This window comes from Massilia sp. CFBP 13721 (assembly GCF_014842025.1).
Taxonomy (GTDB): Bacteria; Pseudomonadota; Gammaproteobacteria; order Burkholderiales; family Burkholderiaceae_D; genus Telluria.
Window position 1 is genome coordinate 1 of record NZ_JACYUY010000043.1, and the last position, 25,736, is coordinate 25,736.

General features: G+C 64.4%; 21 protein-coding genes. 15 read left to right on the plus strand and 6 right to left on the minus strand.

Annotated features, from left to right (window positions below; genetic code table 11):
- Positions 1–141: 141 nt before the first annotated feature.
- Both hemB and yihA read right to left on the minus strand, forming a co-directional pair.
- Complete coding sequence (gene hemB / locus IFT60_RS25465; RefSeq protein ID WP_192056895.1) at positions 142–1,152, minus strand: porphobilinogen synthase; 1,011 nt, start codon at positions 1,150–1,152, stop codon at positions 142–144.
- 14 nt (positions 1,153–1,166) lie between these two features.
- Positions 1,167–1,910 carry a ribosome biogenesis GTP-binding protein YihA/YsxC gene (yihA, locus tag IFT60_RS25470; RefSeq protein WP_192056896.1) on the minus strand — a complete coding sequence of 248 codons (744 nt, stop codon included), beginning with the start codon at positions 1,908–1,910 and terminating at the stop codon, positions 1,167–1,169.
- A 153-nt stretch (positions 1,911–2,063) separates the two neighbouring features.
- Here yihA and IFT60_RS25475 point away from each other — a divergent pair, with 153 nt between their 5' ends.
- The 5 genes from IFT60_RS25475 (at position 2,064) to msrQ (ending at position 7,799) form a co-directional block, all read left to right on the plus strand.
- Positions 2,064–2,738, plus strand: coding sequence for a c-type cytochrome (locus IFT60_RS25475; RefSeq protein ID WP_192056897.1), 675 nt, complete (start codon positions 2,064–2,066; stop codon positions 2,736–2,738).
- A gap of 91 nt (positions 2,739–2,829) precedes the next feature.
- Positions 2,830–4,923, plus strand: coding sequence for a cytochrome c biogenesis protein ResB (gene resB / locus IFT60_RS25480; protein ID WP_192056898.1), 2,094 nt, complete (start codon positions 2,830–2,832; stop codon positions 4,921–4,923).
- A 37-nt stretch (positions 4,924–4,960) separates the two neighbouring features.
- Entirely contained in the window at positions 4,961–6,121 is a 1,161-nt protein-coding gene (gene ccsB, locus IFT60_RS25485) for a c-type cytochrome biogenesis protein CcsB (protein WP_192056899.1), read from the plus strand.
- Between the two features lie 70 nt (positions 6,122–6,191).
- A complete protein-coding gene (gene msrP, locus IFT60_RS25490; RefSeq protein WP_192056900.1) occupies positions 6,192–7,172 on the plus strand; it encodes a protein-methionine-sulfoxide reductase catalytic subunit MsrP in 981 nt (326 codons plus the stop codon).
- Between the two features lie 3 nt (positions 7,173–7,175).
- Positions 7,176–7,799, plus strand: coding sequence for a protein-methionine-sulfoxide reductase heme-binding subunit MsrQ (msrQ, locus tag IFT60_RS25495; protein WP_192056901.1), 624 nt, complete (start codon positions 7,176–7,178; stop codon positions 7,797–7,799).
- A gap of 11 nt (positions 7,800–7,810) precedes the next feature.
- On the opposite strand, the gene IFT60_RS25500 is transcribed toward msrQ, so the two are convergent.
- The gene (locus IFT60_RS25500; protein WP_192056902.1) at positions 7,811–9,607 is read right to left on the minus strand and encodes a DUF4153 domain-containing protein; all 1,797 of its coding nucleotides are present in this window, start codon (positions 9,605–9,607) and stop codon (positions 7,811–7,813) included.
- Positions 9,608–9,797: 190 nt separating this feature from the next.
- Here IFT60_RS25500 and IFT60_RS25505 point away from each other — a divergent pair, with 190 nt between their 5' ends.
- A complete protein-coding gene (locus IFT60_RS25505) occupies positions 9,798–10,220 on the plus strand; it encodes an RcnB family protein (RefSeq protein WP_192056903.1) in 423 nt (140 codons plus the stop codon).
- Between the two features lie 64 nt (positions 10,221–10,284).
- Here IFT60_RS25505 and lysA read toward each other — a convergent pair whose 3' ends face one another.
- Positions 10,285–11,565 carry a diaminopimelate decarboxylase gene (lysA, locus tag IFT60_RS25510; RefSeq protein WP_192056904.1) on the minus strand — a complete coding sequence of 427 codons (1,281 nt, stop codon included), beginning with the start codon at positions 11,563–11,565 and terminating at the stop codon, positions 10,285–10,287.
- Positions 11,566–11,572: 7 nt separating this feature from the next.
- Positions 11,573–11,812, minus strand: coding sequence for an LPS translocon maturation chaperone LptM (gene lptM, locus IFT60_RS27135; RefSeq protein ID WP_374011023.1), 240 nt, complete (start codon positions 11,810–11,812; stop codon positions 11,573–11,575).
- A 27-nt stretch (positions 11,813–11,839) separates the two neighbouring features.
- On the opposite strand from lptM, the gene cyaY reads away from it, so the two are divergent.
- Complete coding sequence (gene cyaY, locus IFT60_RS25520) at positions 11,840–12,169, plus strand: iron donor protein CyaY (protein ID WP_192056906.1); 330 nt, start codon at positions 11,840–11,842, stop codon at positions 12,167–12,169.
- Between the two features lie 230 nt (positions 12,170–12,399).
- Here cyaY and IFT60_RS25525 read toward each other — a convergent pair whose 3' ends face one another.
- On the minus strand, positions 12,400–14,739 hold the full coding sequence (locus IFT60_RS25525) for a penicillin-binding protein 1A (RefSeq protein ID WP_192056907.1): 2,340 nt from the start codon (positions 14,737–14,739) through the stop codon (positions 12,400–12,402).
- 613 nt (positions 14,740–15,352) lie between these two features.
- Here IFT60_RS25525 and pilM point away from each other — a divergent pair.
- The 8 genes from pilM (at position 15,353) to IFT60_RS25565 (ending at position 25,432) form a co-directional block, all read left to right on the plus strand.
- A complete protein-coding gene (pilM, locus tag IFT60_RS25530; protein ID WP_192056908.1) occupies positions 15,353–16,417 on the plus strand; it encodes a pilus assembly protein PilM in 1,065 nt (354 codons plus the stop codon).
- Positions 16,417–17,049: a PilN domain-containing protein gene (locus IFT60_RS25535; protein ID WP_192056909.1), complete on the plus strand. Its 633-nt coding sequence runs from the start codon at positions 16,417–16,419 to the stop codon at positions 17,047–17,049. The genes pilM and IFT60_RS25535 overlap by 1 nt, the downstream gene beginning before the upstream one ends.
- Positions 17,046–17,717, plus strand: a complete 672-nt coding sequence (pilO, locus tag IFT60_RS25540) for a type IV pilus inner membrane component PilO (RefSeq protein WP_192056910.1) — start codon at positions 17,046–17,048, stop codon at positions 17,715–17,717. The genes IFT60_RS25535 and pilO overlap by 4 nt, the downstream gene beginning before the upstream one ends.
- A complete protein-coding gene (locus IFT60_RS25545) occupies positions 17,714–18,250 on the plus strand; it encodes a pilus assembly protein PilP (protein ID WP_192056911.1) in 537 nt (178 codons plus the stop codon). The genes pilO and IFT60_RS25545 overlap by 4 nt, the downstream gene beginning before the upstream one ends.
- Positions 18,247–20,418 (plus strand): type IV pilus secretin PilQ, encoded by a 2,172-nt coding sequence (locus IFT60_RS25550; RefSeq protein ID WP_192056912.1) that lies wholly within the window; start codon positions 18,247–18,249, stop codon positions 20,416–20,418. Before IFT60_RS25545 ends, IFT60_RS25550 begins: the two co-directional genes overlap by 4 nt.
- Before the next feature lie 109 nt (positions 20,419–20,527).
- Complete coding sequence (locus IFT60_RS25555) at positions 20,528–22,627, plus strand: Ig-like domain-containing protein (RefSeq protein WP_192056913.1); 2,100 nt, start codon at positions 20,528–20,530, stop codon at positions 22,625–22,627.
- A gap of 34 nt (positions 22,628–22,661) precedes the next feature.
- Positions 22,662–24,272, plus strand: coding sequence for a bifunctional shikimate kinase/3-dehydroquinate synthase AroKB (gene aroKB / locus IFT60_RS25560; RefSeq protein WP_192056915.1), 1,611 nt, complete (start codon positions 22,662–22,664; stop codon positions 24,270–24,272).
- 20 nt (positions 24,273–24,292) lie between these two features.
- The gene (locus IFT60_RS25565) at positions 24,293–25,432 is read left to right on the plus strand and encodes a deoxyguanosinetriphosphate triphosphohydrolase (protein ID WP_192056914.1); all 1,140 of its coding nucleotides are present in this window, start codon (positions 24,293–24,295) and stop codon (positions 25,430–25,432) included.
- The last annotated feature ends 304 nt before the right edge of the window (positions 25,433–25,736 follow it).

A 25,736-nucleotide genomic window follows, 5' to 3' on the forward strand; every position in this document is an offset into this window, starting at 1 on the left:
GCGCCGCCATGTATCGACGGCTCGGGTACTCAAGGCAGGGTTTGTTAGCTAAGACCTTTAAATGACTGGCACAAGTGCCCACCCTACAAAAGCGAAAAAAACCGTGCTGCAGCACGGTTTTTTCATTCGTCGGCTGAAACCTTAGCCAGCCTTGAGCTTCCTCGCCACATCCAGCGCAAAGTAGGTCAGCACGCCATCCGCCCCGGCGCGCTTGAATGCCATCATCGATTCCATCATGACCTTGTCGTGATCGAGCCAGCCGTTCTGCGCCGCCGCCTTGATCATCGCGTACTCGCCGCTGACCTGGTAGGCGAAGGTCGGCACCTTGAACTCGTCCTTCACGCGGCGCACCACGTCGAGGTAGGGCATGCCCGGCTTGACCATCACCATGTCGGCGCCTTCGGCCAGGTCGAGCGCCACTTCGCGCAGGGCTTCGTCGCTGTTGGCCGGGTCCATCTGGTAGGTGTTCTTGTCGGCTTTACCCAGGTTGGCGCTCGAGCCGACCGCGTCGCGGAAGGGACCGTAGAAGGCCGATGCATACTTGGCCGAATAGGCCATCAGGCGCGTGTGGATGAAACCGCGTTCCTCGAGGGCGCTGCGGATCGCGCCCATGCGCCCGTCCATCATGTCCGACGGGGCGACGATGTCGACGCCGGCGTCGGCCTGGGCCAGCGCCTGGCGCGTCAGCATGGCGATCGTCTTTTCGTTGACGATGTAGCCGTTTTCGTCGGGCAGGCCGTCCTGGCCGTGGGTCGTGTACGGGTCGAGCGCGACGTCGGTCAGGATGCCCAGTTGCGGGAACTGTTGCTTGAGCCTGCGTACCGCGCGCGGCACCAGGCCGTCGGGATTGGTCGCTTCCACGCCGTCATAGGTTTTCAAGGAAGCGTCGACCACCGGGAACAGCGCCAGCACGGGAATTCCGAGCGCCACGCATTCCTCGGCCACACCCATCAGCAAGTCCACCGAGACACGTTCCACGCCCGGCATCGAAGCCACCTGCTGGCGCTGGTTCTCGCCGTCGAGGATGAACACCGGGTAGATCAGGTCCGCCGCGGTGAGGGTGTTTTCGCGCATCATGGCGCGCGAGAACGGGTCGCGGCGCATGCGGCGCATGCGGGTCGCTGGGTACTGGCCGGTAATGATGGAAGACATCGTGATCGCTTTCTTCAGGGTTGTTCGGAGGCGCTGTCCTTGTCGTTCGCTTCATCGTTGCCGCCATCGATCGCATCGTCGATCTCGGATTCGTCGATATCGAGACCGATCAATTGCTGGATCTTGGCATCCGCTTCCTCGATGCCGATGCGCTTCAACGCCGAGAACAGTTGCACCGTAAACGGGAAACCTTCGCCGTCTTCGTCGACATAGCTTTCCAGCACACCCTTCGCTTCGCGCAGCACGTTGGCTTGCTCGTTGCGGTTCAGCTTATCGGCCTTGGTCAGAATGCAGTGAATCGGCTTGCCGGTCGGGGCGAACCATTCGAGCATCTGCACGTCGAGGTCGGTGAACGGGCGGCGCGAATCCATGATCAAGACCAGCGCGGCCAGCTGTTCGCGGCGCTGGACGTAATCGCCCAGCAGCTTTTGCCAGTGCAGCTTGGCGTTGCCCGACACTTCCGCATAGCCATAGCCCGGCAAGTCCACCAGCAGGGCGCGGATTTCCTCGACGATGGTCGGGTCCTTGCGGTGCTGGCCGACGTGGGCGCCGCCGATCGAAAAGTAATTGATGTGCTGGGTGCGGCCAGGGGTTTTCGAGGCGAACGCCAGACCCTTCTGGTTGGTCAGGATGTTGATCGCGGTCGACTTGCCCGCGTTGGAACGGCCGGCAAAGGCGATCTCGGGCACCACGGTGTTGGGGAGATCGCGCAGTTGATTGACGGTCGTGAAGAAGCGGGCTTGCCAGAGTTTGGACATGGGGACGAGGTGAAAAATGCAATGAAATGAAGCAATAGGGAAACAAAGCTATTGTACAATAAGGGGTTATCAATTGTTTGGGGCGCCCTGTCAAGGGGCTCGGTACGCCGCTGTATACATAAAAACTGTTGTCGACTTTTTCAGGGTGCTCGAATGAATCGTGTGTCTGTATCGTCCGCTAGCGCGGTGTTCGTGAAATCGTTGTTGGTTGCAAGCCTGGCGCTGGGCAGCATGGCCGGCGCAGCCGAAGCGCAGCGCCCCGCCAAACCCGACCCCGCCAAAGGCGCCACCCTGTACGACAGCGGCGATACCGCGCGCGGCTTGCCGGCCTGCCTGTCCTGCCACGGCGCGGCCGGCAATTCGACCATCGCGGTCAACCCGAAATTGTCGAACCAGATCGAAGCCTACACCCACAAACAATTGGTCGACTTCACCACGCCGCAGCGCGTGAACCCGGTCATGACCACCTACGCCAAGATGCTCACCGACGAGGAAAAGCGCAACGTCGCCGCCTACCTCGCCACCCAGAAGGTCAAGCCGGGCGCCGCCAAGAACAAGGACACGATCGAACTGGGCCGCAAGATCTACCGCGGCGGCATCGCCGAGAAGGGCGTCGCCGCCTGCGCCAGCTGCCACGGCGCAGCCGCCGGCGGCATCCCGGTCCAGTATCCGCGCCTGGCCGGCCAGCACCAGGATTACACGACCGCCCAGCTGGTGGCCTTCCGCACCGGCGCGCGCAGCAACAGCCCGCAAATGACGACGCTGGCGCAACGTTTGTCGGACACCGAAATGAAGGCAGTGGCCGATTACATCGCCGGCTTGCGTTAAACTGTCAGCTTGACCCGAGTACCAAAGGGCGACAGCGCGAGCTGGCGCCCTTTTTGCTGCAAGCGATACCGCACGAGGAAGTTGCCAGAACATGAGCACCACCGGAATTGAACTGAACACGCGCCGTTCCTGGCTGGCCGAGACCGTCGAGCTGGTGTCGTCGATGCGCTTTGCGATCAGCCTGCTGATGATCCTGGCGATCGCGGCCATCATCGGCACCGTGCTGCGCCAGGGCGACATCATGCCGAACTACGTCAACCAGTTCGGCCCGTTCTGGTACGAAGTGTTCCGCAAGCTCGGCCTGTACACCGTCTACACCAGCTGGTGGTTCCTGCTGATCTTGCTGGTACTGATCGTCTCGACCAGCCTGTGCGTGATTCGCAACGCACCGAAAATGATGCGCGACATGCGCAGCTGGCGCGAATCGGTACGCGAAGAGTCGCTGCGCAATTTCCATCACAAATCGGAGTGGACCGCGCCGCTCGATGCCGCCGCGCTGGCGCAGCAAAGCGCCGTGCGTCTCGGCCACGCCGGCTACAAGGTCAAAATCGTCGAGAAGGAACACGGCACGCTGGTGGCGGCGAAAAAGGGTGCCGGCAACAAGTTCGGCTATATCTTCGCGCACACGGCGATCATCGTGATCCTGTTGGGCGGGATGCTCGATTCCGAACTGCCCATCCGAATCCAGCAATGGGTCTTCGGCAAAACGCCGTACAGCGGCGGCGGCCTGATCGCCGACGTGCCGGCGCAGCACCGCCTCAGCGTCAACAACCCGACCTACCGCGGCAATATCCTGCTGGCGGAAGGGCAGACCGGCCGCGTCGCCTCGATCGCGCAGGCGAGCGGCACGCTGTTGCAGGAATTACCGTTCGACCTGGAATTGAAAAAATTCCACATCGAATTCTATTCGACCGGGATGCCGAAACTGTTCGCCAGCGACGTCGTCGTGCACGACCGCGAGCTCGGTAAAACCTTTCCGGCGACAATTAAAGTCAACGAGCCGTTGATCTACAAGGGTGTCGCTGTCTACCAGTCGAGTTTCGAGGATGGCGGCAGCCGCCTGACGCTGACCGGTTTCCCGATGGCCGGCACGGACGCCAAGGCGTTTACGATTGCCGGCGAAGTCAACGGCGCCACCGAGCTGAAAGCGGCCGGGGCGACCTACTCGGTCGAGTGGTCGGGTTTCCGCCCGTTCAACGTCGAGAACATCGCGGCGAACAACGACGTGCGCGCGGTGAGCAAAAGCCAGTCGCTCAACGAACAGTTGACGGCGACGCTCGGTAAAGCGTCCGGTTCGGCCGGCAAGCACGCCGGCAACAAGGACCTGAAAAATGTCGGCCCCAGCGTGCAATACAAGCTGCGCGACCAGACCGGGCAGGCGAAGGAATTCCTGAACTACATGCAGCCGGTAACGCTCGAGGGCAGCCAGGTGTACCTGGCCGGCGTACGCACCAGCCCGTCGGAAGCCTTCCGCTTCCTGCGCATTCCCGCCGACGACGCCTACGGTGTGCGCGAATGGATGCGCCTGCGCGCGGCGCTGGCCGATCCGGGTTTGCGCGCGGAGGCGGCGCGCCGCTATGCCGGACGCACCATGACGGCCGGGCAGGGCGAAGGTGCGGGCTTCGGCGACCAGTTGCGCGAATCGGCCGAACGCACGCTCGCCATGTTCGCCGGCGAGGGCACCCCGGGCGGCTTTGTCGCGGTGGCGCAGTTCCTGGAAAAGATCCCGGCGGCCGAGCAGGAAAAGGCGGCGGCGGTGTTCATCAAGATGCTCAACGGCGTGCTGTGGGAATTGTGGCAGGCGGCGCGTATCAAAGATGGCCTGGCGCCGATCGAAGGGAACGATACCCATGCGCGCTTCCTGCAGCTGGCGACCAACGCGCTATCCGACAGTTTCTTCTACGGCGCCCCGGTGTATCTGCAACTGGACGAGTTCCACGAAGTCAAAGCTTCGGTACTGCAGGTCACGCGCTCGCCCGGCAAGAAGATCGTGTATCTCGGCTGCGTGCTCTTGATCGCCGGTATCTTCGCGATGTTTTATATTCGCGAGCGGCGCCTGTGGATCTGGGTGCGCAAACAGGATAACGGCGCACACGCCCTGATGGCAATGAGTACCCAGCGCAAGACGCTGGATTTCGAAAACGAATTCGCAGAGCTGGCAGCCAGGCTGCCGCAATCGGCGTAAGCTGGCAACGTTGCCGAGACTGGCACTGGAGAAGAGCATGGAAGCATCCCGACACAACCCCGGCGTGGTCTACAAGGAAACGCCCGGCTATTTCCGCCGCCTGACTGCCATCGACTGGCTGTTCGGCGCCGGCCTGATGGCGGCGGCGCTGTTCGCCCTGAGCCGCTACGCCGCCTACATGGACGGCTACGAGCGCGCCATCCTGCTGCTGACGGCCCCCACCTTTGCCGCGCTCGGCTGGCACTGGAAACCGGTGCGCTGGCTGATGCCGCTGGTGGCCCTGCTGTCGCTGTGGGCAATTTCCATGTACGACGGCTCGCTCGCCGCCGCCGAGCAGAAATTCTTCCTGAAATACATGCTGTCGAGCCAGTCCGCGATCCTGTGGATGAGCGCGCTGTTCGCGTTCTCGACCGTGTTCTACTGGATCGGCCTGCTCGCACGCTCGAACTCGGGCGCGGCGATCGGGTCGCGCCTGTGCTGGGCCGCCGTCGTGCTCGGCTTTACCGGCATGATGGTGCGCTGGTTCGAAAGCTACCTGATCGGTCCCGACGTCGGCCACATCCCGGTGTCGAATCTGTATGAGGTGTTCATCCTGTTCGCGATGATCACGGCGCTGTTCTACCTGTACTACGAGGAACGCTACGCCACGCGCCAGCTGGGCGCCTTCGTGCTCTTGATCATCGGCGCGGCGGTGGCTTTCCTGCTCTGGTACACGGTCTCGCGCGACGCCGCCGCCATTCAGCCGCTGGTGCCGGCGCTGCAAAGCTGGTGGATGAAGATCCACGTGCCGGCCAATTTCATCGGCTACGGCACTTTCGCACTGGCGGCGATGGTCGGCACCGCGTATCTGCTGAAATCGCACGGCATCCTGGCCGACCGCCTGCCGGCGCTCGAGGTGCTGGACGACGTCATGTACAAGGCGATTTCGGTCGGCTTCGCCTTCTTCACGGTGGCGACCATCCTCGGCGCGCTGTGGGCGGCTGAAGCCTGGGGCGGGTACTGGTCGTGGGACCCGAAAGAAACCTGGGCGCTGATCGTCTGGCTGAACTACGCGGCCTGGTTGCACATGCGTTTGATGAGCGGCCTGCGTGGACGGGTGGCGGCCTGGTGGTCGGTGGTGGGTTTATTGGTGACCACCTTTGCTTTCCTCGGCGTGAACATGTTCCTGTCCGGTTTGCATTCCTACGGGGAATTGTAAAGATTCGCAACGCGGCAAGGCAATTTGACGAAATCATGTATCGTGATAGTTCAATTGCCTGGAGTAAGCGATGCTCATCAAATCTAGTCGCGACGGCCTGAACCCGCCGCTGTCGTCCGAAATCACACCGCGCGAAGTGTATGAAGAGCGGCGCAAGTTCATCGCCCGCATGGCGGCCGGCGCCGTCGCCGGCAGCGCCTTGTGGGAGATGGCCAACCGCGAAGCTTTTGCTCAGGGCGCCCCCGCCCAGAAGCTGGCCGCGCGCGCCAATCCGGCGCTGTCCACCACCGAGCCGCGTACCGCCTTCAAGGACGCGACCGGCTACAACAATTTCTACGAGTTCGGCCTCGATAAAGGCGACCCGGCCGAGAACGCCCACACGCTGCAAACGCGCCCGTGGACGGTATCGATCGAAGGCGAAGTCAAGAAGCCGATGCGGCTCGACATCGACAGCCTGACGAAACTGGCGCCGCTCGAAGAACGCGTGTACCGCCTGCGTTGCGTGGAAGGGTGGTCGATGGTGATTCCCTGGGTCGGCTATTCGCTGTCGAATCTCATCAAGCACGTCGAACCGACCGGCAATGCGCGCTACGTCGAATTCACCACCCTGGCCGACCGCAAGCAGATGCCGGGTCTGAGGAGCGGCGTGCTCGACTGGCCGTATGTGGAAGGGCTGCGCCTGGACGAAGCCATGCACCCGCTGGCGCTGCTCACCGTCGGCATGTATGGCCAGGTGCTGCCGAACCAGAACGGCGCGCCGGTGCGCGTGGTCGTGCCCTGGAAATACGGTTTCAAATCGGCCAAGTCGATCGTGCGCATCCGGTTTACGCGCGACCAGCCGAAGACGGCCTGGAACGATTCGGCGCCTTCCGAATACGGCTTCTATTCGAACGTGAATCCGAAGGTGGATCACCCGCGCTGGTCGCAGGCGAGCGAACGCCGCATCGGCGAAGACGGCTTCTTCAAGAAGAAGCGCGAGACGCTGATGTTCAACGGCTATCCGGAAGTGGCCTTGCTGTACGCCGGCATGGACCTGAAAAAGTTTTTCTGAACGATGGCGTTCAATCCCACACCCAAACAGGTCTCGCTGATCAAGGGCTTTGTTTTTGTTGCGGCGCTGCTGCCCTTCCTGTGGGGCGCGTTGCAGGTATTCGGCGGCGAATTGGTCGAGCCGCTCGAATACATCACCCACGAGACCGGCGACTGGGCGCTGTACCTGCTCTGCATTACGCTGGCGATCACGCCCGTGCGCCGGTTGACGGGCTGGAACTGGCTGGTGAAACTGCGGCGCATGCTCGGGGTGTACACCTTTTTCTATGCGCTGCTGCACTTCATCGCCTTTTTCTGGTTCGATCATTTCTTCGACTTCGCGGCAATGCTGCGTGATGTCGCGAAACGTCCCTTCATCCTGGTCGGCTTCACCGCATTCGTGCTCTTGATCCCGTTGGCGGCGACCAGCACCAACGGCATGATCAAGAGATTGGGCGGCAAGCGCTGGCAGTGGCTGCACAAGCTGATTTATGTGATCGCGCCGCTGGCGGTGCTGCACTTCTGGTGGATGAAGGCGGCCAAGAACAACCTGGCGCAGCCGGCGCTGTTCGCGGCGATCGTCATCGTGCTGCTGGGATTGCGCTTTTACTGGAGCCGGGCCAAGGCGCGCACGGTGGCGCGCGCGTGACGCATTTTTAATCACTCGTCAGGGCAGGGCGCGTAGGGACCGGTAACAGGGGCGAGACTGAAGCGCCTGCTGCCGAACTCGATATCCGCCCATTCGCGCCGCACGGCGCGCGGCATGCCATTCGGCGCCGCCACACCGACGCGACCGCAGCGGGGCGTCCCCAGCTGGCCGGTCGCCGCCGCGCGCCAGGTGCCATCCGCGCTTTCCTTTGCCACCAGCGCGTGTGCGCCATTGGCAGCGACCAGCAGCAGTTCCGGCTTGCCGTCGCCGTCCAGGTCGAGCTGGTACACGTCGCACAGTTTGCCTTCCTGGCGCAGGCAATCCGGCCCATACACGCCCTTCGGCAAGTCGGTCCAGTCGGTACGCAGGAAGCCTTCCGGTAAACGGCTGCCTTGCGGCTGCATGCGCAGGTTGGCTGCGATCCCGGTGGAGGTCAGCGCGGCGACTTCCTTGTCCCACGGACCGCGCAGCTTGTGGACGCCGGCGATGCGGCTGCGTAGCAGTGCCGCGTCCGGACCACGCGCGCCTGCGTCAAGCTGCGCCAGCGCCTCCTGTCCGAAACGCTTGCCGTCGAAACGCAGGTAGGCGAAGTCGAATGTCTGTACGCTGACCTTGCCGGACGCCAGCCGCGCGAGCTGGTCGTTCACCGACAGCCGCGCCGGATCGGCGAGCGGAGAAAACAGCAGCAGCGCCGTGCCCAGCACGACAAAGGCGGTGCCGATATTCACGCCGGCGAAGGTGACCACCCGGCCAGGGCGCAACACCGCCGCCGCATAGCCGAGCGCATAACAGCCGGCGACCAGCATGCAGGCTGCGGCGATGATGCGTTCGTTCGTCCAGCCGTGATCGCCCACCCGCAGCGCGAGGGCATACACCGCGATCGCCGTGACCGGCACCAGCAGCAGCGACGCCAGCCGGGCGCTGAGGCGGATGATGCGCGCCACGACAGCGCTGCCGTTCTGCCAGGCCGCATTGATCAGGATGACCAGCACGGCGTCGGTACCGAGCAGCACGGCCCCCGCCTGGCGCGTGGCCCACAGCGGTTCCAGGCCCGTGAACGGCAGGCTGGCCAGGAAGCCGGCGACGAACAGCGTGAATACCGGCAGGATCCACGACGCCAGCATCAGCAGCAGGCCGCGGATGCCCTGCACGATGGCCGGGCGCACGTCGGTCAGGTGCATGGCGCAGGAAAAGGCGAAGGCCGTGACCGGTATCGCGAACCACGGCTGGCTGATCATGCGGGTGAAGAAGCGCAGCTTGACCAGCTCAAACAGCGCCGCGCCAAGCTGCAGGGCGAGCCAGGTGATGCCGACAAAGAAAGCGCTGAAGGCGAGTTGCACGCCAAGCTTCCAGGCGATGTCGAAGTAAGTGGTGTAGGCGGCGATGCGGCGCCGGTCGCGGGCGCCGGACAGCACCAGGGCGTGGGCGATGAACAGGGCAGCGACCAGCATCGCGACGAATGGCGGCGAGGGCATCGCCACATGGGAACGGCGTTCCAGGTTCAGCTGCGTGCCCATGCGCCAGATGTCGTACACCGCCAGGGCCGCGATCAGGATTGCGGCGCAAGCCACCCACAGCATGGCCTGGCGCCGCGTCAGGTGGCCCAGGGCGCTGACCAGCAGCAGCGGGCCAAACAGCGCCACCAGCAGCATCGGTGCGAACAGCAGCGTTTCCGTGGCGGGCCAGACATCGTTGTTGGCCACCAGGTAGAGCAGGTACAGCACCAGGCCCTGCGCCAGGCCGATGCTCGTCCTGAGCAGCGCGATACGTGGCGCAAGGTTGGCGTCGGGCTGGACAGCTGCGTGCATGGCGATGCTCCGGTAGTTGAACCGAAGCAGCTTATCACTGTATCAAGCACCGCAACAGCCCGGCCGAGCGTATGTACGCACTGAAACATCTCGTAGCATCCCTTACCGCTCTGCCTCACCTGTCGGGGCCGATTCGCGGTGTAATGGCTCCATCGACGCAGCCACAGCGTTACATTGAGAGGAACGACAAATGAAAACCAAGTTAATCGCATCGGCACTCATCGCCTTGAGCTTTGCCAGCGGCAGCGCTTTTGCCCAACGCGGTGACCATGGCAACGATCGTTACGATCACGACCGCAACGGCAGGGTCGAACACCGCGACAACGACCGCCGCGACAACGGCCGCTACGATCGCCACGACCGCAATGATCGCTACTACAATGCGCAGAATTTCCGCCGTGACGACCACCGCGGCGGCGGCCCGCGTCACGACCTGCGCCGCGGCCAGCGCCTGAGCCAGGAGTACCGCGGTAACCGCTACGTCGTCAGCGACTGGCGCAACCGTCACCTGAGTGCGCCACCGCGTGGCCATCACTGGGTCCGCGCCGGCAACGACTACGTGCTGGCTGCGATTGCCACCGGCGTGATTGCCCAGGTCTTGCTCAGTAATTAAGGCCTGACCATGAAAAAAGCCGCGCCCTCGAAAGACGGCGCGGCTTTTTTCGTGCAGTCGATGCTTACTTCAGCATCGTCTCCAAGGCAAACAAATCCGCCGGATTTTCGCGCTGGCGAATCACGTGTACCTGGTCGCCATCGACCATGATTTCGGCCGCGCGCCCACGCGTGTTGTAGTTCGACGCCATCGTCATGCCGTAGGCGCCGGCGCTCATCATCGCCAGCAAATCGCCCGGCTGCACCGACAATGCCCGCTCGCGCGCCAGCCAGTCGCCCGATTCGCAGACCGGGCCGACCACGTCATACAGCGCCGGCGCATCGCTGCTACGCGGCGCCACCGCCTTCATGTCCATCCAGGCGCCGTACAGGGTCGGGCGCATCATGTCGTTCATGGCGGCGTCGATGATGCAGAAGTTCTTTTCGACGCCCGGCTTCAGGAATTCCACTTTGGTGACCAGCACGCCGGTGCTGGCGACGATCGAGCGCCCTGGCTCGAAAATCACTTTGACTGTACGGCCATCGTGGCGCGCGGCGCGCCAGGCGTCGATGCGGGCGAACAGGCGTCCCAGGTAATCGCCCACCGGTACCGGCGCGCCGTCGCCGGCCGCGCCGTAGTCGACGCCGATGCCGCCGCCGATGTCGAGGTGGTGGATGTGGATGCCTTCGCTGTCGAGCGCGTCGATCAGCTCGATCAGCTTATCGAGCGCTTCCAGCAGCGGCGCGTCGTCCAGCAGCTGCGAGCCGATGTGGCAGTCGATGCCGACCACGTCCAGGTTCGACAGCGACGCGGCGGTGCGGTAGGTAGCCAGCGCATCGTCGAAAGCGACGCCGAACTTGTTCGCCTTCAGGCCGGTGGCGATGTACGGATGGGTCTTGGCGTCGACGTTCGGGTTCACGCGCAGCGACACCGGCGCGCGCTTGCCCATGGAGGAGGCCACCTCGTTCAGGCGGTGCAGTTCCGGAATCGACTCGACGTTGAAGCAGAGGATGCCCTTGTCCAGCGCCAGGCGCATTTCGTCGACCGTCTTGCCCACGCCCGAAAAGATCACCTTGTTCGGGTCGCCGCCGGCGGCGATCACGCGCAGCAGTTCGCCGCCCGAGACGATGTCGAAACCGGCGCCCTGGCGCGCCAGCAGGTCGAGGATGGCCAGGTTCGAATTGGCCTTCATCGCATAGCAAACGAGGGCGTCGCGGCCCTGGCAGGCATCGCTGTAGGCGGCGAAGTTCTCCAGCAGCGCCGCTTTCGAGTAGACATAGGTCGGCGTGCCGAACTGTTCGGCGATGGCGGGCAGGGGAGTGCTTTCGGCGTGCAGGACGCCGTCTTGGTACGAAAAGTGCGACATGTGGGGCTTATTGGACTGGGGCAGGAGTGGGAGTCGGCGGTGGTGTCGGCGTTGCGGCCTGGGAGAGCGTCGGCGTGGCTTGCGTGGTCGGCGCGACCACGGGCGTGACCGGTTTGGCCGGTGGTGCGGCAGGCCGGGTTGGCGGTTTCGGCATGTACAGCGGGCCGGTCTGGCCGCAACCGGTTACAGTAGCGGCAAGCGCGGCTGCAACGATGAGCGCGTTAGGTGACTTCACGATTAGAATCACGGTTTAATCAAGACCTTGGAGTGTAGCATGACCGAATCCGAATTTTTGGACCTGGCCGAATCGACGCTGGACCGCATCGAGACCTGTTTCGACAACCTGAACGACCAGGACGTGGTCGACGTCGAATGCAAGCGCAACGGCAACGTGCTCGAGGTCGAGTTCATTGCCAACGGCTCGAAGATCATCATCAACAGCCAGGCGCCGCTGCAGGAAATGTGGATGGCGGCGCGTGCCGGCGGCTACCACTACAAGCGCGTCGGCGACGAGTGGCGCAATACGCGCGACGACAGCGAGTTTTTCACGGCCCTGTCGGATCTCGCCACGCAGCAGGGCGGGGCGCCGGTGAAGTTGGGGTGAAATATACTTTTCGCAGCGGTGTGTCCGTGATTGGATGTTCGACGCGCGACCGTGCGTAACGCGTGGGCACAAGTGCCCACCCTACGGTGCACCACGGTCAACAATTTACCCTACGGCAGTGGTGCACCGTAGGGTGGGCTCCCCGAGCCCACGCGTACGCACGTATGCATGTCGAACAAGCTGAAAGAATATTTCACAGGCGATTGCCCAATGAAATATTCTTTCAACGTTTAAAACAACTCATTCCTCACCGCGTCCTGCGCCTTCTGCTGCGCCGGCGCCGGCGTCGTCCCCACGTCGAGCGAGGTCACGCCCGTCCCCGGCGGATTCTCGGCATAGTAATACTCGCCATCGGCCATGATCAGCCCCGCCGGCACCGCACGTTCCTCGACCGGCACCGATTTCAGCGCGGTCTGCATATAGCCGATCCAGATCGGCAGCGCCAGGCCGCCGCCGGTTTCCTTGTTGCCGAGGTTCTTGGGCTGGTCGTAACCCATCCAGGCAATACCCACCACCTTCGGCTGGTAGCCGGCGAACCAGGCGTCGATCGAATCGTTGGTGGTGCCGGTTTTACCCGCGATGTCGTTGCGCTTGAGAAGTTGCGAGGCCTTGGCCGCGGTGCCGTAGCGGGCAACGTCGCGCAGCATGCTATCCATCAGGTAAGCATTGCGCGCATCGATCACGCGGTTCGCTTCCATGCCGGCGCGGTCCGGACGCGCTTCCGACAGCACTTTGCCGGCGCTGTCGGTGACTTTCGAGATCAGGTAGGGACTGACGCGGAAGCCGCCGTTGGCGAATACCGCGTAGGCGCCGGCCATCTGCAGCGGCGTGGTGGCGCCGGCGCCCAGGGCCAGCGTCAGGTACGGCGGGTTCTTTTCCGGATCGAAGCCGAAGCGGGTCGCGTATTCCTGGCCGTAGCGCGCGCCGATGCGGTTCAGGATGCGGATCGAGACCATGTTCTTCGACTTGGTCAAACCGCGGCGCATCGTCATCGGACCTTCGTATTTCGCGTCGTAGTTCTTCGGTTCCCAGGCCTGGCCGCCGGTCTGGCCGGCGTCGAACGAGATCGGCGCGTCGTTGACCAGGGTGGCCGGCGACAGGCCGCGTTCCAGCGAGGCCGAATAGATAAACGGTTTGAACGAAGAACCCGGCTGGCGCCAGGCTTGCGTGACGTGATTAAACTTGTTGCGGTTGTAGTCGAAGCCACCGACCAGCGCCTTGATGGCGCCGTCTTCGGTGCTGGCCGCAACAAAGGCCGATTCGACCAGCGGCATCTGCGTGATCTTCCAGTCGGCGCCGCCGTCCTGCATCACGCGGATCAGCGCGCCGCGGCGGATGCGGCGGTTCGGCTGGGCCTTGGCCGACAGCCAGGCCGATGCAAACGACAGGCCGGGACCGGTGATCTTGATTTCTTCGCCCGAGGCCAGCACCGCGGTGACGCTGGAGCTCGACGCCTGCAGCACCACGGCGGCGACGATATCGTCGCTGTCGGGCTTTTCGGCCAGTTCGGCTTCGATCGCTTCGTCGGCTTCGGTCTTGTCGCGCGGGATCTCGATATACGATTCCGGGCCGCGGTAAGGGTGACGGCGCTCGTAATCCATCACGCCGCGGCGCACGGCCAGGTAGGCCGCGTCCTGGTCGGCCTTGGTGATCGTGGTGAATACGTTCAGGCCACGCGTATAAGTGTCTTCCTTGAACTGCTCGTACACCAGCTGGCGCGCCATCTCGGCCACGTATTCGGCGTGCACGCCAAAGGCGGTGCTGTCGGTCTTGACGGTCAGTTCCTCGTTCTTCGCCGTTTCGAATTGGGCGTCGGTGATGTAGCCGAGCGAATGCATGCGCTGCAGGATGTACTGCTGGCGCGTCTTGGCGCGCGTCGGATTGACGACCGGATTGTAGGCTGACGGCGCCTTCGGCAGGCCGGCCAACATGGCAGCTTCCGCCACCGTGATGTCGCGCAGGTCCTTGCCAAAATAGATCTGCGCCGCTGACTGGAAGCCGAAGGCGCGCTGGCCCAGGTAGATCTGGTTCATGTAGACCTCGAGGATCTGGTCCTTGGTCAGGTTCTTTTCGATCTTCCAGGCCAGCAGCGCCTCATACGCCTTGCGCTTCAGGGTCTGTTCCGACGACAGGAAGAAGTTGCGCGCCACCTGCTGCGTGATGGTCGAGGCGCCCTGGCGCGAACCGCTGGTGGCGTTGTGCAGGGCCGCGCGCAGCACGCCCCAGTAATCGACGCCGCCGTGCTGGTAAAAACGGTCGTCCTCGATCGAGAGCACCGCCTTTTTCATCACGTCCGGGATTTCCTTGAAGCGCACCAGGGTGCGCCGCTCCTCGCCGAACTCGCCGATCAGGACGTTATCGGCCGTGAAAATCCGCAGCGGCATCTTGGGACGGTAATCGGTGATGGTGTCCAGCGCCGGCAGGTTGGGGTAAGCCATGGCGAGGGCGAATACCACCAGCAGCACGCCGGTCAGGGCCAGGCCGGCGAGGGCGCCGAGGCCCCACAGGACCAGGCGTTTCGGACTGAATTTTTTCGGTGGCGCGGACTTCGTCGTTTGGGAAGATTTCATTCTGGCGTCTACTTTATTGATCCGCCTCATTATAAGGCACCGCTTTCAGCGGTGGCGCGGACTCAGCCAGAAAGGGACTTGCCGTCGCGTGCTTAATGAAGCAACAGTTCGTTTGGAGAACGATGCACAGACCTGTAGGGTGGGCGGCTTTACCCTGGCGCATGCCTACCGACTACTTAAGTGCCGCCCACGCGTTCAACCACACTCTGAAACTTCGCGACGAATCACGGGCCGGTTGAACGCGTGGGCGGCGCAAACGCCGCTGGTTACCAAACTGAACAGGTATAGCCGTCTACCCTACAGGTCTGAACATTCGTTCTTGGGAAAAATCGGCTTAAGCGCCTGGCATGAGGCTTTGTAGGCAGGCTGACAAAGGCTTTGGTGCCTCAGTGACAAGGGCTATTACCAAGGAAATATCAGAGTGTGGCGTCCCCGTCGGATTGTAATGTTCCAGTGCAGAAATATCTTGTCGGTGCGCATTATTGCCGCTAGGATTTGAACGGATGCCTCCTATGACGGGGGCGTATTGCTATAACTCTACAAGACAAATTTCCCCTGCGCGGGCGTTGACATACATTGGCCTGCCAGGCAGGCCGCACTGAGGAGTACGCTCGTGATCAATCTGGGTTCCCTGTTCGGCAAGTCGAGCCCCCCGCTCGCCGGACTCGACATCAGCACGTCGGGCCTGCGCCTGGTCGAACTGGCCGATGCCGGCAAGGGCGTGCTGCGCCTGGAGCGCCATGCCTTCGAAGCGCTGCCGCGCGGCGCCGTGGCCGACGGTAACATCGAAAACTTCGACCAGGTGGCCGATGCCGTGCGCCGGATCTGGAAGAAAAGCGGCACCCGTGCCCGCAACGTCGCGCTCGGCATGCCGCCGGCGTCGGTCATTACCAAGAAAATCATCCTGCCGGCCGGCATGGCCGAAGACCAATTGGAGGTGCAGGTCGAATCCGAAGCGAGCCAGTACATCCCGTTCGCGCTCGATGAAGTCAGCCTGGACTTCGACGTGGTCGGCCCGGCGCCGAATTCGCCCGAAGACATGGAAGTGATGCTGGCCGCGGCGCGCCGCGAAAAGGTCGAGGACCGCGTGGCGATCGCCGAAGCGGCCGGCCTCACCGCCACCGTGATGGACATCGAATCGTATGCCGCGCGCGCAGCACTGGAGCGCGCGGCGCCCGGTGGCAAGGACAAGATCGTCGCCCTGTTCCAGATCGGCGCCGGCATGACCCATGTCTCGGTGCTGCAGAACGGCGACACGATTTACGAACGCGAGCAGCCTTTCGGCGGCAATACGTTGACCCAGGAGATCGTGCGCAACTACGGCATGGCCTACGAGGAAGCGGAAACGCGCAAGAAGTCGGGAGATTTACCGGAAAACTTCCGCACCGACGTATTGACGCCTTTCCTGGAAAGCGCGGCGCTGGAAGTCACGCGCGCGATCCAGTTCTTCTTCACCTCGACCCCGTACACCCGCATCGACCAGATCTGGCTCGCCGGCGGCAGCGCCCAGCTGCCCGGGCTGGTCGAATTGATCGGCGGACGCACGCGCATCGCCACCGGCGTGGTGGCGCCGTTCGACGGCATGCTGCTCGCCCCCGGCCTGCGCGAAGCGCAGCTGCGCGCCGAAGGGCCGGCTTACCTGGTTGCCTGCGGCCTCGGCCTGCGGAGGTTCGGCTGATGATCCGTATTAACCTGCTTCCGCACCGGGAAGCGAAACGCAAACAGAAGCAGGCGGCCTTTGTCGCCATGCTGGTGCTCGGCGGCCTGCTGGGCGCGGCCATCGTGCTGATGGTGGGCGGCTGGAACGCCAGCCGCATCGCGATCCAGGAAGAACGCAATGCGGTCCTCTCGACCGAGAACGCGGAACTCGACAAGAAGATCAAGGACATCGCCACGCTCAAGGAAGAAATCAACGCCCTGAAATCGCGCCAGCAGGCGGTGGAAGACCTGCAGGGCGACCGCAACCAGCCGGTCTACCTGTTCGACGAGCTGGTGCGCCAGACGCCGGAAGGCGTGTACCTGAAGGGTTTTGAACAGGATGGCCAGCGCGTGGTCCTGAACGGCTATGCCCAGTCGCAGGAACGCGTGGCCGAACTGCTGCGCAATTTGTCGGGCAACTCGCCCTGGCTCGAGCGCCCCGACCTCACCGAAGTGAAAGCGGCCACGCTGACCCAGAACAAGGTCGTGCGCAAGGCGGTCGAGTTCACGCTGGCCGTGGCCATCAAGCGCGCCCGCGAGAGCGAGGAGCCTGAGGACGGCAAAGCCAAGACCGCCGCCGGCAGCGCCAAGGCCGAAGGAAGCACCCCATGAACATCGACCTGAAACAATTCGGCGCCGACCTGTCGGCGCAATTCCAGGATTTGCAGGGGCGTCCGCCCGGCCTGTGGCCGCTGGCGCCGCGTGTATTGTGCGCAGCCGGCGTGATGGCGCTGGTCGTCATCGCCGGTTACTTCCTGTACTGGAGCGGCCAGTTCGAAACCCAGGAGTCGCTGGCGTCACAGGAAGCGACGCTGCGCGAAGAGTACCGCGCCAAGGTCACGCAGGCGGTCAACCTGGAAGCGCTGCAGGCACAGAAGATCCAGGTCGACCAGTCGGTCGAACGCCTGGAAAAGCAGCTGCCGAGCAAATCCGAGATGGCGGCGCTGCTGTCGGACATCAACCAGGCCGGCGTCGGCCGCGGTCTCGCGTTCCAGCTGTTCCGTCCCGACCAGATCGTGGTGCGCGACTATTACGCCGAACTGCCGATCGCGATCGAACTGACCGGCAGCTACCACGACCTGGGCGCCTTTGCCGCCGACATGGCGCACCTGCCGCGCATCGTCACGCTGAACAACATGCGTTTGAAAGCAGGGAAGGACGGCGCCCTGACGCTGCAGGCGATCGCGAAAACCTTCCGCTACCTCGACGCCGACGAACTGGCAACCCAGAAAGCAGCGCGCCTGAAGGCGAAGAAGAAGAAAGCCGAGGCCACGCCATGACGACGAAAAACAGTGCGCTGCTGGCGCTGGCGGCCCTGCTGCTGGCCGGCTGCGGCGACAGCGACGTGCGCGAAGTGCGCACCTGGATGGACGAAACGAAGGCGGCAATCAAGCCGGCAGTAAAACCGCTGCCGGCGCCAAAGGAGTTCGTGCCCTATGCCTACAACCAGGCGCAGGCGCCCGATCCGTTCAGCGACGCCAAGCTGGCCGGCCCGGGCGGGCTGGCGCCGGAACCGAGCGGGCTGCAGCCCGACCTGGAGCGTCCACGTGAAGCACTGGAGGGTTATCCGCTCGATACGATGCGAATGGTCGGTATGATGCAAAAAGGCGGCGTCAGCTTTGCCCTGGTGCAGATCGAACGCAGTGTCTACCGCGTGCGGGCAGGACAGCGCCTGGGCCAGAATTTTGGCCAGGTGACGCGCGTGACCCCGGCTGCGCTGGAGATCCGGGAAATGGTACAGGACGCGGGCGGCGATTGGGTCGAGCGGATATCGAAGCTGGAATTGCAGGAAAGTAAGGAGATCGGGAAATGACCCCATTCGCAATGATGAACCTGAAGCGCGCCGTGTCGACGCTGCTGGTGCCGGTGCTGCTGGCATTCGGCGTGGCCGCGCAGGCTCAGGCTCAGGCTCAAGACAACGCCATCGAGTCGATCAGCGCCAACCAGCAGGGCGCCAACGTGGTGGTCAACATCGCGATGAAAAATGCCCCCGGCAAGCTGCCGCTCGGCTTTGCGATCACCAATCCGGCGCGCATCGCGCTCGACTTCGGCGCCACCACCAACGCCACCGGCAAGAGCGCGCAAGAGATCAACCTCGGCGAAGTGCGCGGCGTGAACGTGGTGCAGGCCGGCGAACGCACGCGCCTGGTGATGAATCTGAAACGCGCGGCCAGTTATTCGACCGCGATCGACGGCAAGTCGGTGCTGGTCACCGTCGCCGGCGGCGGCGCGGCAGCAGCCGCGGCCCCGGCCGCGCCGGCGCAGGCCAGTGCGGCGCCGGCGGCCCGCCAGGCCCTGCGCAACCTCGACTTCCGCCGCGGCCAGGATGGCGAAGGCCGCGTCGTGGTCGACCTGCCGAACAACGCGGTCGCGGTCGACGTGCGCCAGCTCGGCAACAAGGTGCAGGTCGATTTCATGAACACCGGCTTGCCGGAAACCCTGCGCCGGCGCCTCGACGTCACCGATTTCGGCACCCCGGTGTCGCGCGTGACGACCAGTGCCAACGGCGCCAACGTGCGCATGGTGATCGAAGCGCAGGGCCAGTGGGAGCAGTCGGTGTTCCAGAGCGACACCCAGCTGGTGGTCGCCGTACGTCCGGTCAAGGAAGATCCGAATAAACTGGTGCAGGGCACGCAGGGCTTCCGCGGCGAGAAGATCAGTTTCGATTTCCAGAACATCGAAGTGCGCGCCGCGCTGCAGGCGGTGGCGGACATCTCCGGCCTGAACATCATCGCCAGCGATTCGGTCGCCGGCAGCCTGACGCTGCGCCTGAAGGACGTGCCCTGGGACCAGGCGCTGGACGTGATCCTGCAGTCGAAGGGCCTGGACATGCGCAAGAACGGCACCGTCATCTGGATCGCGCCGAAAGAAGAGCTGCTGACCAAGGAAAAGCTCGAACTCGAGCAGCGCGCCCAGATTTCCGACCTGGAGCCGCTGCGTTCCGAAATCTTCCAGCTGAACTACCAGAAGGCCGAGTCCTTCCGTACCGTGTTCGGGCTCGATGCCAGCGGCGGCGCCACGGTCGGCGACAACCGCAACCGCGTGCTGTCGCGGCGCGGCAGCGCGATCATCGACCCGCGCACCAACCAGCTGTTCGTGACCGACATCGCCTCGAAGATCGAAGACATCCGCATGCTGATCCAGAAGACCGACGTCGCCTCGAAGCAGGTGCTGATCGAAGCGCGCCTGGTCGAAGCGAACGATGGCTTCTCGCGCAACCTGGGCGCCAAGATCGGCTTCGGCGACATGCGCGGCGTGCGCGGCGGCGACCCCGGCTACGGCATCGGCGGCAACAACCGCGTCGCCATCGGCGGCAACCTGACCGGCGTCGGCCAGGTGACAGGCCAGACCCCCGACAACGGCGACGCCTACACCAACACCACGATGGTCAACCTGCCGGCGGCGGCGATCGGCGGCATCTCGCCCTCGAGCCTGGCCTTCACGCTTTTCTCGTCGGCCGACAACCGCTTCCTGAACCTGGAGCTGTCGGCGCTCGAGGCGGACGGCAAGGGCAAGATCATCTCCAGCCCGCGCGTGGTCACCGAAGACAAGATGGTGGCCGTGATCGAGCAGGGTATCGAACTGCCGTACCAGGTGGCGTCGTCGAGCGGCGCCACCTCGATCGAATTCAAGAAGGCGAACCTGCGCCTGGAAGTGATCCCGCAGATCACCCCGGACGGCAACGTGGTGCTCGAAGTCGACGTCAGCAAGGATTCGAAGGGCGAGGAAACCCGCGCCGGCTTCGCCATCAACACCCAGCACGTCAAGACCAAGGTGATGGTCGAAAACGGCGGCACGGTGGTGCTGGGCGGGATCTACCAGCAGACCGAGCGCACCAGCGTCTCGAAGGTGCCGGTGCTGGGCGACGTCCCGGTGCTGGGCTACCTGTTCAAGACCCAGGGCCGCGAGAACACCAAGACCGAACTGCTGGTCTTCATCACGCCGAAGATCGTCGCCGATCGCATGAGCGGCGGGCGCTGAACGGCGCCACCCTTCGCCACTACTGCCACTCCTGATACCGACACCCATGCCGGAGCGTCCCGCCGACGTTCCGGCATTTTTACAGATGACAAAGAATAGGAACAACAACATGTTGCAAGCATCTACCCGTACTCCTTCCGCCCCGTTTGGACGCACGGCGGTCCTGACCCTGATCGCCGCGGCGGTATTGAGCGCCTGCGGCGGCGGTGGCGGCGATCCCGGCACGGTGCCGGCGGCATCGGGCGGGAGCGGCACGGGTACGTCGCCGACGGTACCGACGACGCCGACCACGCCGGTCGCCACCGAGACCACGGTCAGCCTGGTGATGACGGACGGTGCCGGCGCCAACGTGACGAGCCTGTCGGGCGGCCAGAGCGGCACGCTGAAGGCGACCGTGCTGACGCCCGCGGGCAAGCCGGCCGTCGGCGCGATCGTGCAGTTCGCCACCGGCACGGCCGGCATGCTGGTCTTCACGCCGGAAACCGGCTCGGCCCTGACCGACGCCAACGGCGTGGCCGTGGTGACCGTCAAGCCGGCCTCCTACACGACGGCCGGTGCGGTCGCCGTGAGCGCGACCTCGGTAGTCGAAGGCAAGACCGGAACCGGCGGCGTCAACCTCGCGATCGGCGCCGCGCCGCTGACGGTGGGCACGCTGTCGTTCGCCACGGCGCCGACCGGCCGCCTGCCGGCGTTCAGCACGCTGGCCCTGAACATTCCCGTCACCAGCGCCGGCCAGCCGGCGACGGCCTCCACCGGCCTGACCTTGAGCTCGCTGTGCGTCGGCGACGGCACCGCCACCCTGGTGCCGGGCGCGATCAGCAATGGCGTGCAGGTGGCGACCTATACCAACAACGGCTGCGTGCGCGGGCGCGACACCATCACCGCGGCCATCGGCAACTCGAGCCAGACCATCGGCGTCGACGTCAGCGCGGCCAACATCGGCGCGATCCAGTTCAGCAACACCAGCCAGGCCGGCACCTCGATCGTGCTCAAGGGTTCGGGCGGCCAGGGCCGTTCGGAATCGGCGCAAGTGACCTTCCGCGTGGTCGACCAGCAGGGCAATGGCCTGGCCGGCGTCGACGTCGACTTCAGCGCCACCACCTATACCGGCGGCTTGACGGTGAGCCCGCTGCGCGCCACCACCGATGCCAGCGGCAACGCCAGCACCATGGTGTCGTCGGGGACGATCCCGACGCCGGTGCGCGTGCTCGCCACCGCCACCCGCAACGGCACCAGCATGACCGGCCTGTCCGACACGCTGACCGTCTCGACCGGCCTGCCGATCCAGCGCTCGATGTCGCTCAGCGCCGAGCACCACAACATCGAAGGCGGCAATGTCGACGGCACCAAGGTCGGCGTCACGGTGCGCCTGGCCGACCAGTACGGCAATCCGGTCTCGAACGGCACCGCGGTCAACTTCGTCACCGAAGGCGGCGCCATCGGCAGCGCGGCCCAGGGCGGCTGCGTCACCGTCGACGGCGGCTGCTCGGTCGACCTGGTCAGCCAGAACTATCGTCCCGCGGACGGGCGGGTCACGGTGCTCGCCTTTGTGCAGGGCATCGAGAACTTCACCGACAGCAACGGCGACGGCCAGTACAGCTGCACCGGCTTCACTGGTCCGGCCGGCACTTACCGTCCGCTGGTCGACGCCTGCCCGAGCGGCGGCGAGCCGTTCGAGGACATGGGCGATCCGTTCCTCGACACTAACCTGAACCGCATCTACGAGTCGAACGACCGCGACCTGCCGTTCCCGTTCAACAGCACCTCGTACAAGGCAGGCGGGAATGGGACCTGGGGCTTGAACTACCTGCGCGCCGCGACCGAAATCGTGTTCAGCGGCTCGACGGGCAGGCTGAGCGAAGTGTGCGTCGGCGCCACCTGCACCGGCGCCACCTACAATAACGGCGCGGTGATCGCCATGCCGGTGCCGGCGGGCCTGGCCTGCGCGGCGCCGCGTTCGCTGTCGGTGCGCCTGGCCGATGCCAACAACAATCCGCTGCCGTACAACACCGCATTGTCGGTCGTGTCGCCCACCAAGGTGACGGTGTCGGCGCCGTCGCCGGCCATCATTCCATCGACCACCGTCGTCGGCGGCACGGTGCATATGGTGACCGTCACGCCGGACCCGGCATGCGTGCCAGGCGATTTCACGCTCCAGGCCAAGACGCCACAGGGTAAGATTACGGAATTCAAGTTCACCGTAAACTGATGTGAAATCCGAAAATGTGTTTCTTGTCGGACTGATGGGGTCCGGCAAGACCACCATCGGCCGCCTGCTGGCGCGCCGGCTGAACCGGCGCTTCGTCGATTCCGACCATGCGATCGAGGCGCGTACCGGCGCCACCATCCCGTGGATCTTCGAGATCGAGGGGGAGGCCAGCTTCCGCCGGCGCGAAGCGGACATGATCCGCGAACTCACCAGCCAGCGCGGCATCGTGCTGGCCACCGGCGGCGGCGCCGTGCTCGACGCCGCCAGCCGCGCCTACCTCGCCGAACGCGGCACCGTCATTTATCTGCGTGCCGGCATCGGCAGCATCCTGCAACGCACCGCGCACGACAAGAACCGTCCGTTGTTGCAGACCGCCGATCCGCGCAAGAAACTCGAGGAGTTGCTGGCCCAGCGCGAACCGCTGTACCGCGAGATCGCCGACCTCGTCATCGATACCGGCCGTCCTAACGTACAATCGATGGTTCAGACAATTTTGGACCAGCTCGACGCGCTCAATTCGGCGCGCTCGCGGCGGGCGAGGGCGGCATCGATGAATCAAACGGCACAACTCAATCTCAACGTCGACCTGGGCGAACGCAGCTACCCGATCGCCATCGGCCCCGGCGTCATCGACGACGGCGCGCAATTGCTGCGCCAGGTCGGCGGCAGCAAGGTCGCGATCGTCACCAACACCACGGTGGCGCCGCTGTACCTGGACAAGGTCGCCACGCCGCTGCGCACGGCCGGCCGCGACGTGGTGGAAATCGTCCTGCCCGACGGCGAAGAGCACAAGCATTGGGGCTCGCTGATGCAGGTCTTCGACGCGCTGCTGGCGCATAAGTGCGACCGCAAGACGACGCTGGTGGCGCTGGGCGGCGGCGTGATCGGCGACTTGACCGGCTTTGCGGCGGCCAGCTACATGCGCGGCGTGCCCTTCGTGCAGATTCCCACGACCTTGCTGGCCCAGGTCGATTCCTCGGTCGGCGGCAAGACCGGCATCAACCACCCGCTCGGCAAGAACATGATCGGCGCGTTCTACCAGCCGCGCGCGGTGCTGGCCGATACCCGTACCCTGTCGACGCTGCCGGACCGCGAATTGTCGGCCGGACTGGCCGAAGTGATCAAGCACGGCGCCATCCTCGACCTCGAATTCTTCGACTGGATCGAAGCGAACATTGGCCGCCTGATGGCGCGCGACCCGGCCGCGCTGTCGCACGCGATCGCGCGTTCCTGCGAGATCAAGGCCGACGTCGTGCGCAAGGACGAACGCGAAGGCGGCCTGCGCGCGGTGCTGAACTTCGGCCACACCTTCGGCCACGCGATCGAGGCCGGCCTCGGCTACGGCACCTGGCTGCACGGCGAGGCGGTCGGCTGCGGCATGGTGATGGCGGCCGACCTGTCGCAACGCCTCGGCTTCATCGACGCCGCCGCCTGCGCCCGCGTGCGCGCGCTGGTGCTGGCCGCCGGCTTGCCGACGGTCGCGCCGGACCTCGGCGCCGCGCGCTGGATCGAGCTGATGGAAGTGGACAAGAAGAACGAGGGCGGGGCGATCAAGTTCATCCTCATGAAACCCCTGGGCAGCCCGAGCATTACCAGTGTGCCGCAAGAACTGCTGCTGGCCACGCTGGACGCCTGCATTCGTTGAACGTTGAAAGGGACGCGCGCATGATCGACTTCGACTGTAACCTGGCGCCGTATGCCGCGCATTCGGCGAAGTCGCGCGGGCGCCATTTCGCCGAACCCGCGCCCGGCTCGCGCAGCGAATTCCAGCGCGACCGCGACCGCATCATCCATTCGACGGCGTTTCGCCGCCTCGAATACAAGACGCAGGTGTTCCTCAACCACGAGGGCGATTTGTTCCGCACGCGCCTGACGCATTCGATCGAAGTCGCGCAGATCGGCCGTACGCTGGCGCGCAGCTTGCGCCTGAACGAAGACCTGGTCGAAGCCACCGCGCTGGCGCACGACCTCGGCCACACGCCCTTCGGCCACGTCGGCCAGGACGTGCTCAACGAATGCATGAAGGACTACGGCGGCTTCGAGCACAACCTGCAAAGCCTGCGCGTGGTCGACCACCTGGAAGAGCATTACGGCGCCTTCGACGGCCTGAACCTGACGTTCGAGACGCGCGAGGGCATTTTAAAACACTGCTCGCTGAACAATGCGCGCCTGCTGGGCGATCTCGGCCAGCGCTTCCTCGACAAGACCCAGCCGAGCCTGGAAGCGCAACTGACGAACCTGGCCGACGAGATCGCGTACAACAACCACGACATCGACGACGGCCTGCGTTCGGGCTTGCTGACCATGGCGCAGATGGAGGAAGTAACGCTGTTCGCGCGTCACCGCCATGCGGTGGAAGCGCAGTACCCGGGCTTGCCGGGCCGGCGCGCGCTGTACGAGACGATCCGCCTGATGATCACCGCGATGACGGCCGACCTGGTCGAGACCTCGGCCGCGCTGCTGCGCGACGCCGCCCCCGCCGGCATCGACGACGTGCGCGCCGCGCCGCCGCTGATCCGTTTTTCTGACCAGATGCGCGCCGAGACCACGGCCTTGAAGCGCTTCCTGTACGCGAACCTGTACCGCCACTTCAAGGTCAACCGCATGCGCGTGAAAGCCAGCCGCATCGTGCGCGACCTGTTCGACGCCTTCATGACCGACCCCGTGCTGCTGCCGCCGGATTACCAGGTGGCATCTAGCGACACCCTGAAACAGGCGCGCAAGATCGCCGATTACATCGCCGGCATGACGGACCGCTATGCGATCCGTGAGCACAAGCGGATTTTTTCGCTGGATGAGTTGTAAGCGCGTGATGGTCGAAACGTCTTAACGATGCCGTAACAATGATCGACCGCCGTACCGAGGGCGGAGCCCGGTGAATCCGTCATTGATGCCATTGGCATCAATGACCCCGTACGGTGCACAACCGCCGCAGATTGATCGAAAAACCGGATAAACCGCGGTCCGTAGGGTGGAGTCCCGACTCCACGCGTTACGACGGTCGCGCGCCCGTGACGCTGTTCCACACCGGGAGCCGTCGCGTAACGTAGGGTGTGTAAGAGCAAAGTAGTAATGTCCGGTTTGAGCAAAGTAGAAATGTCTGATTTTG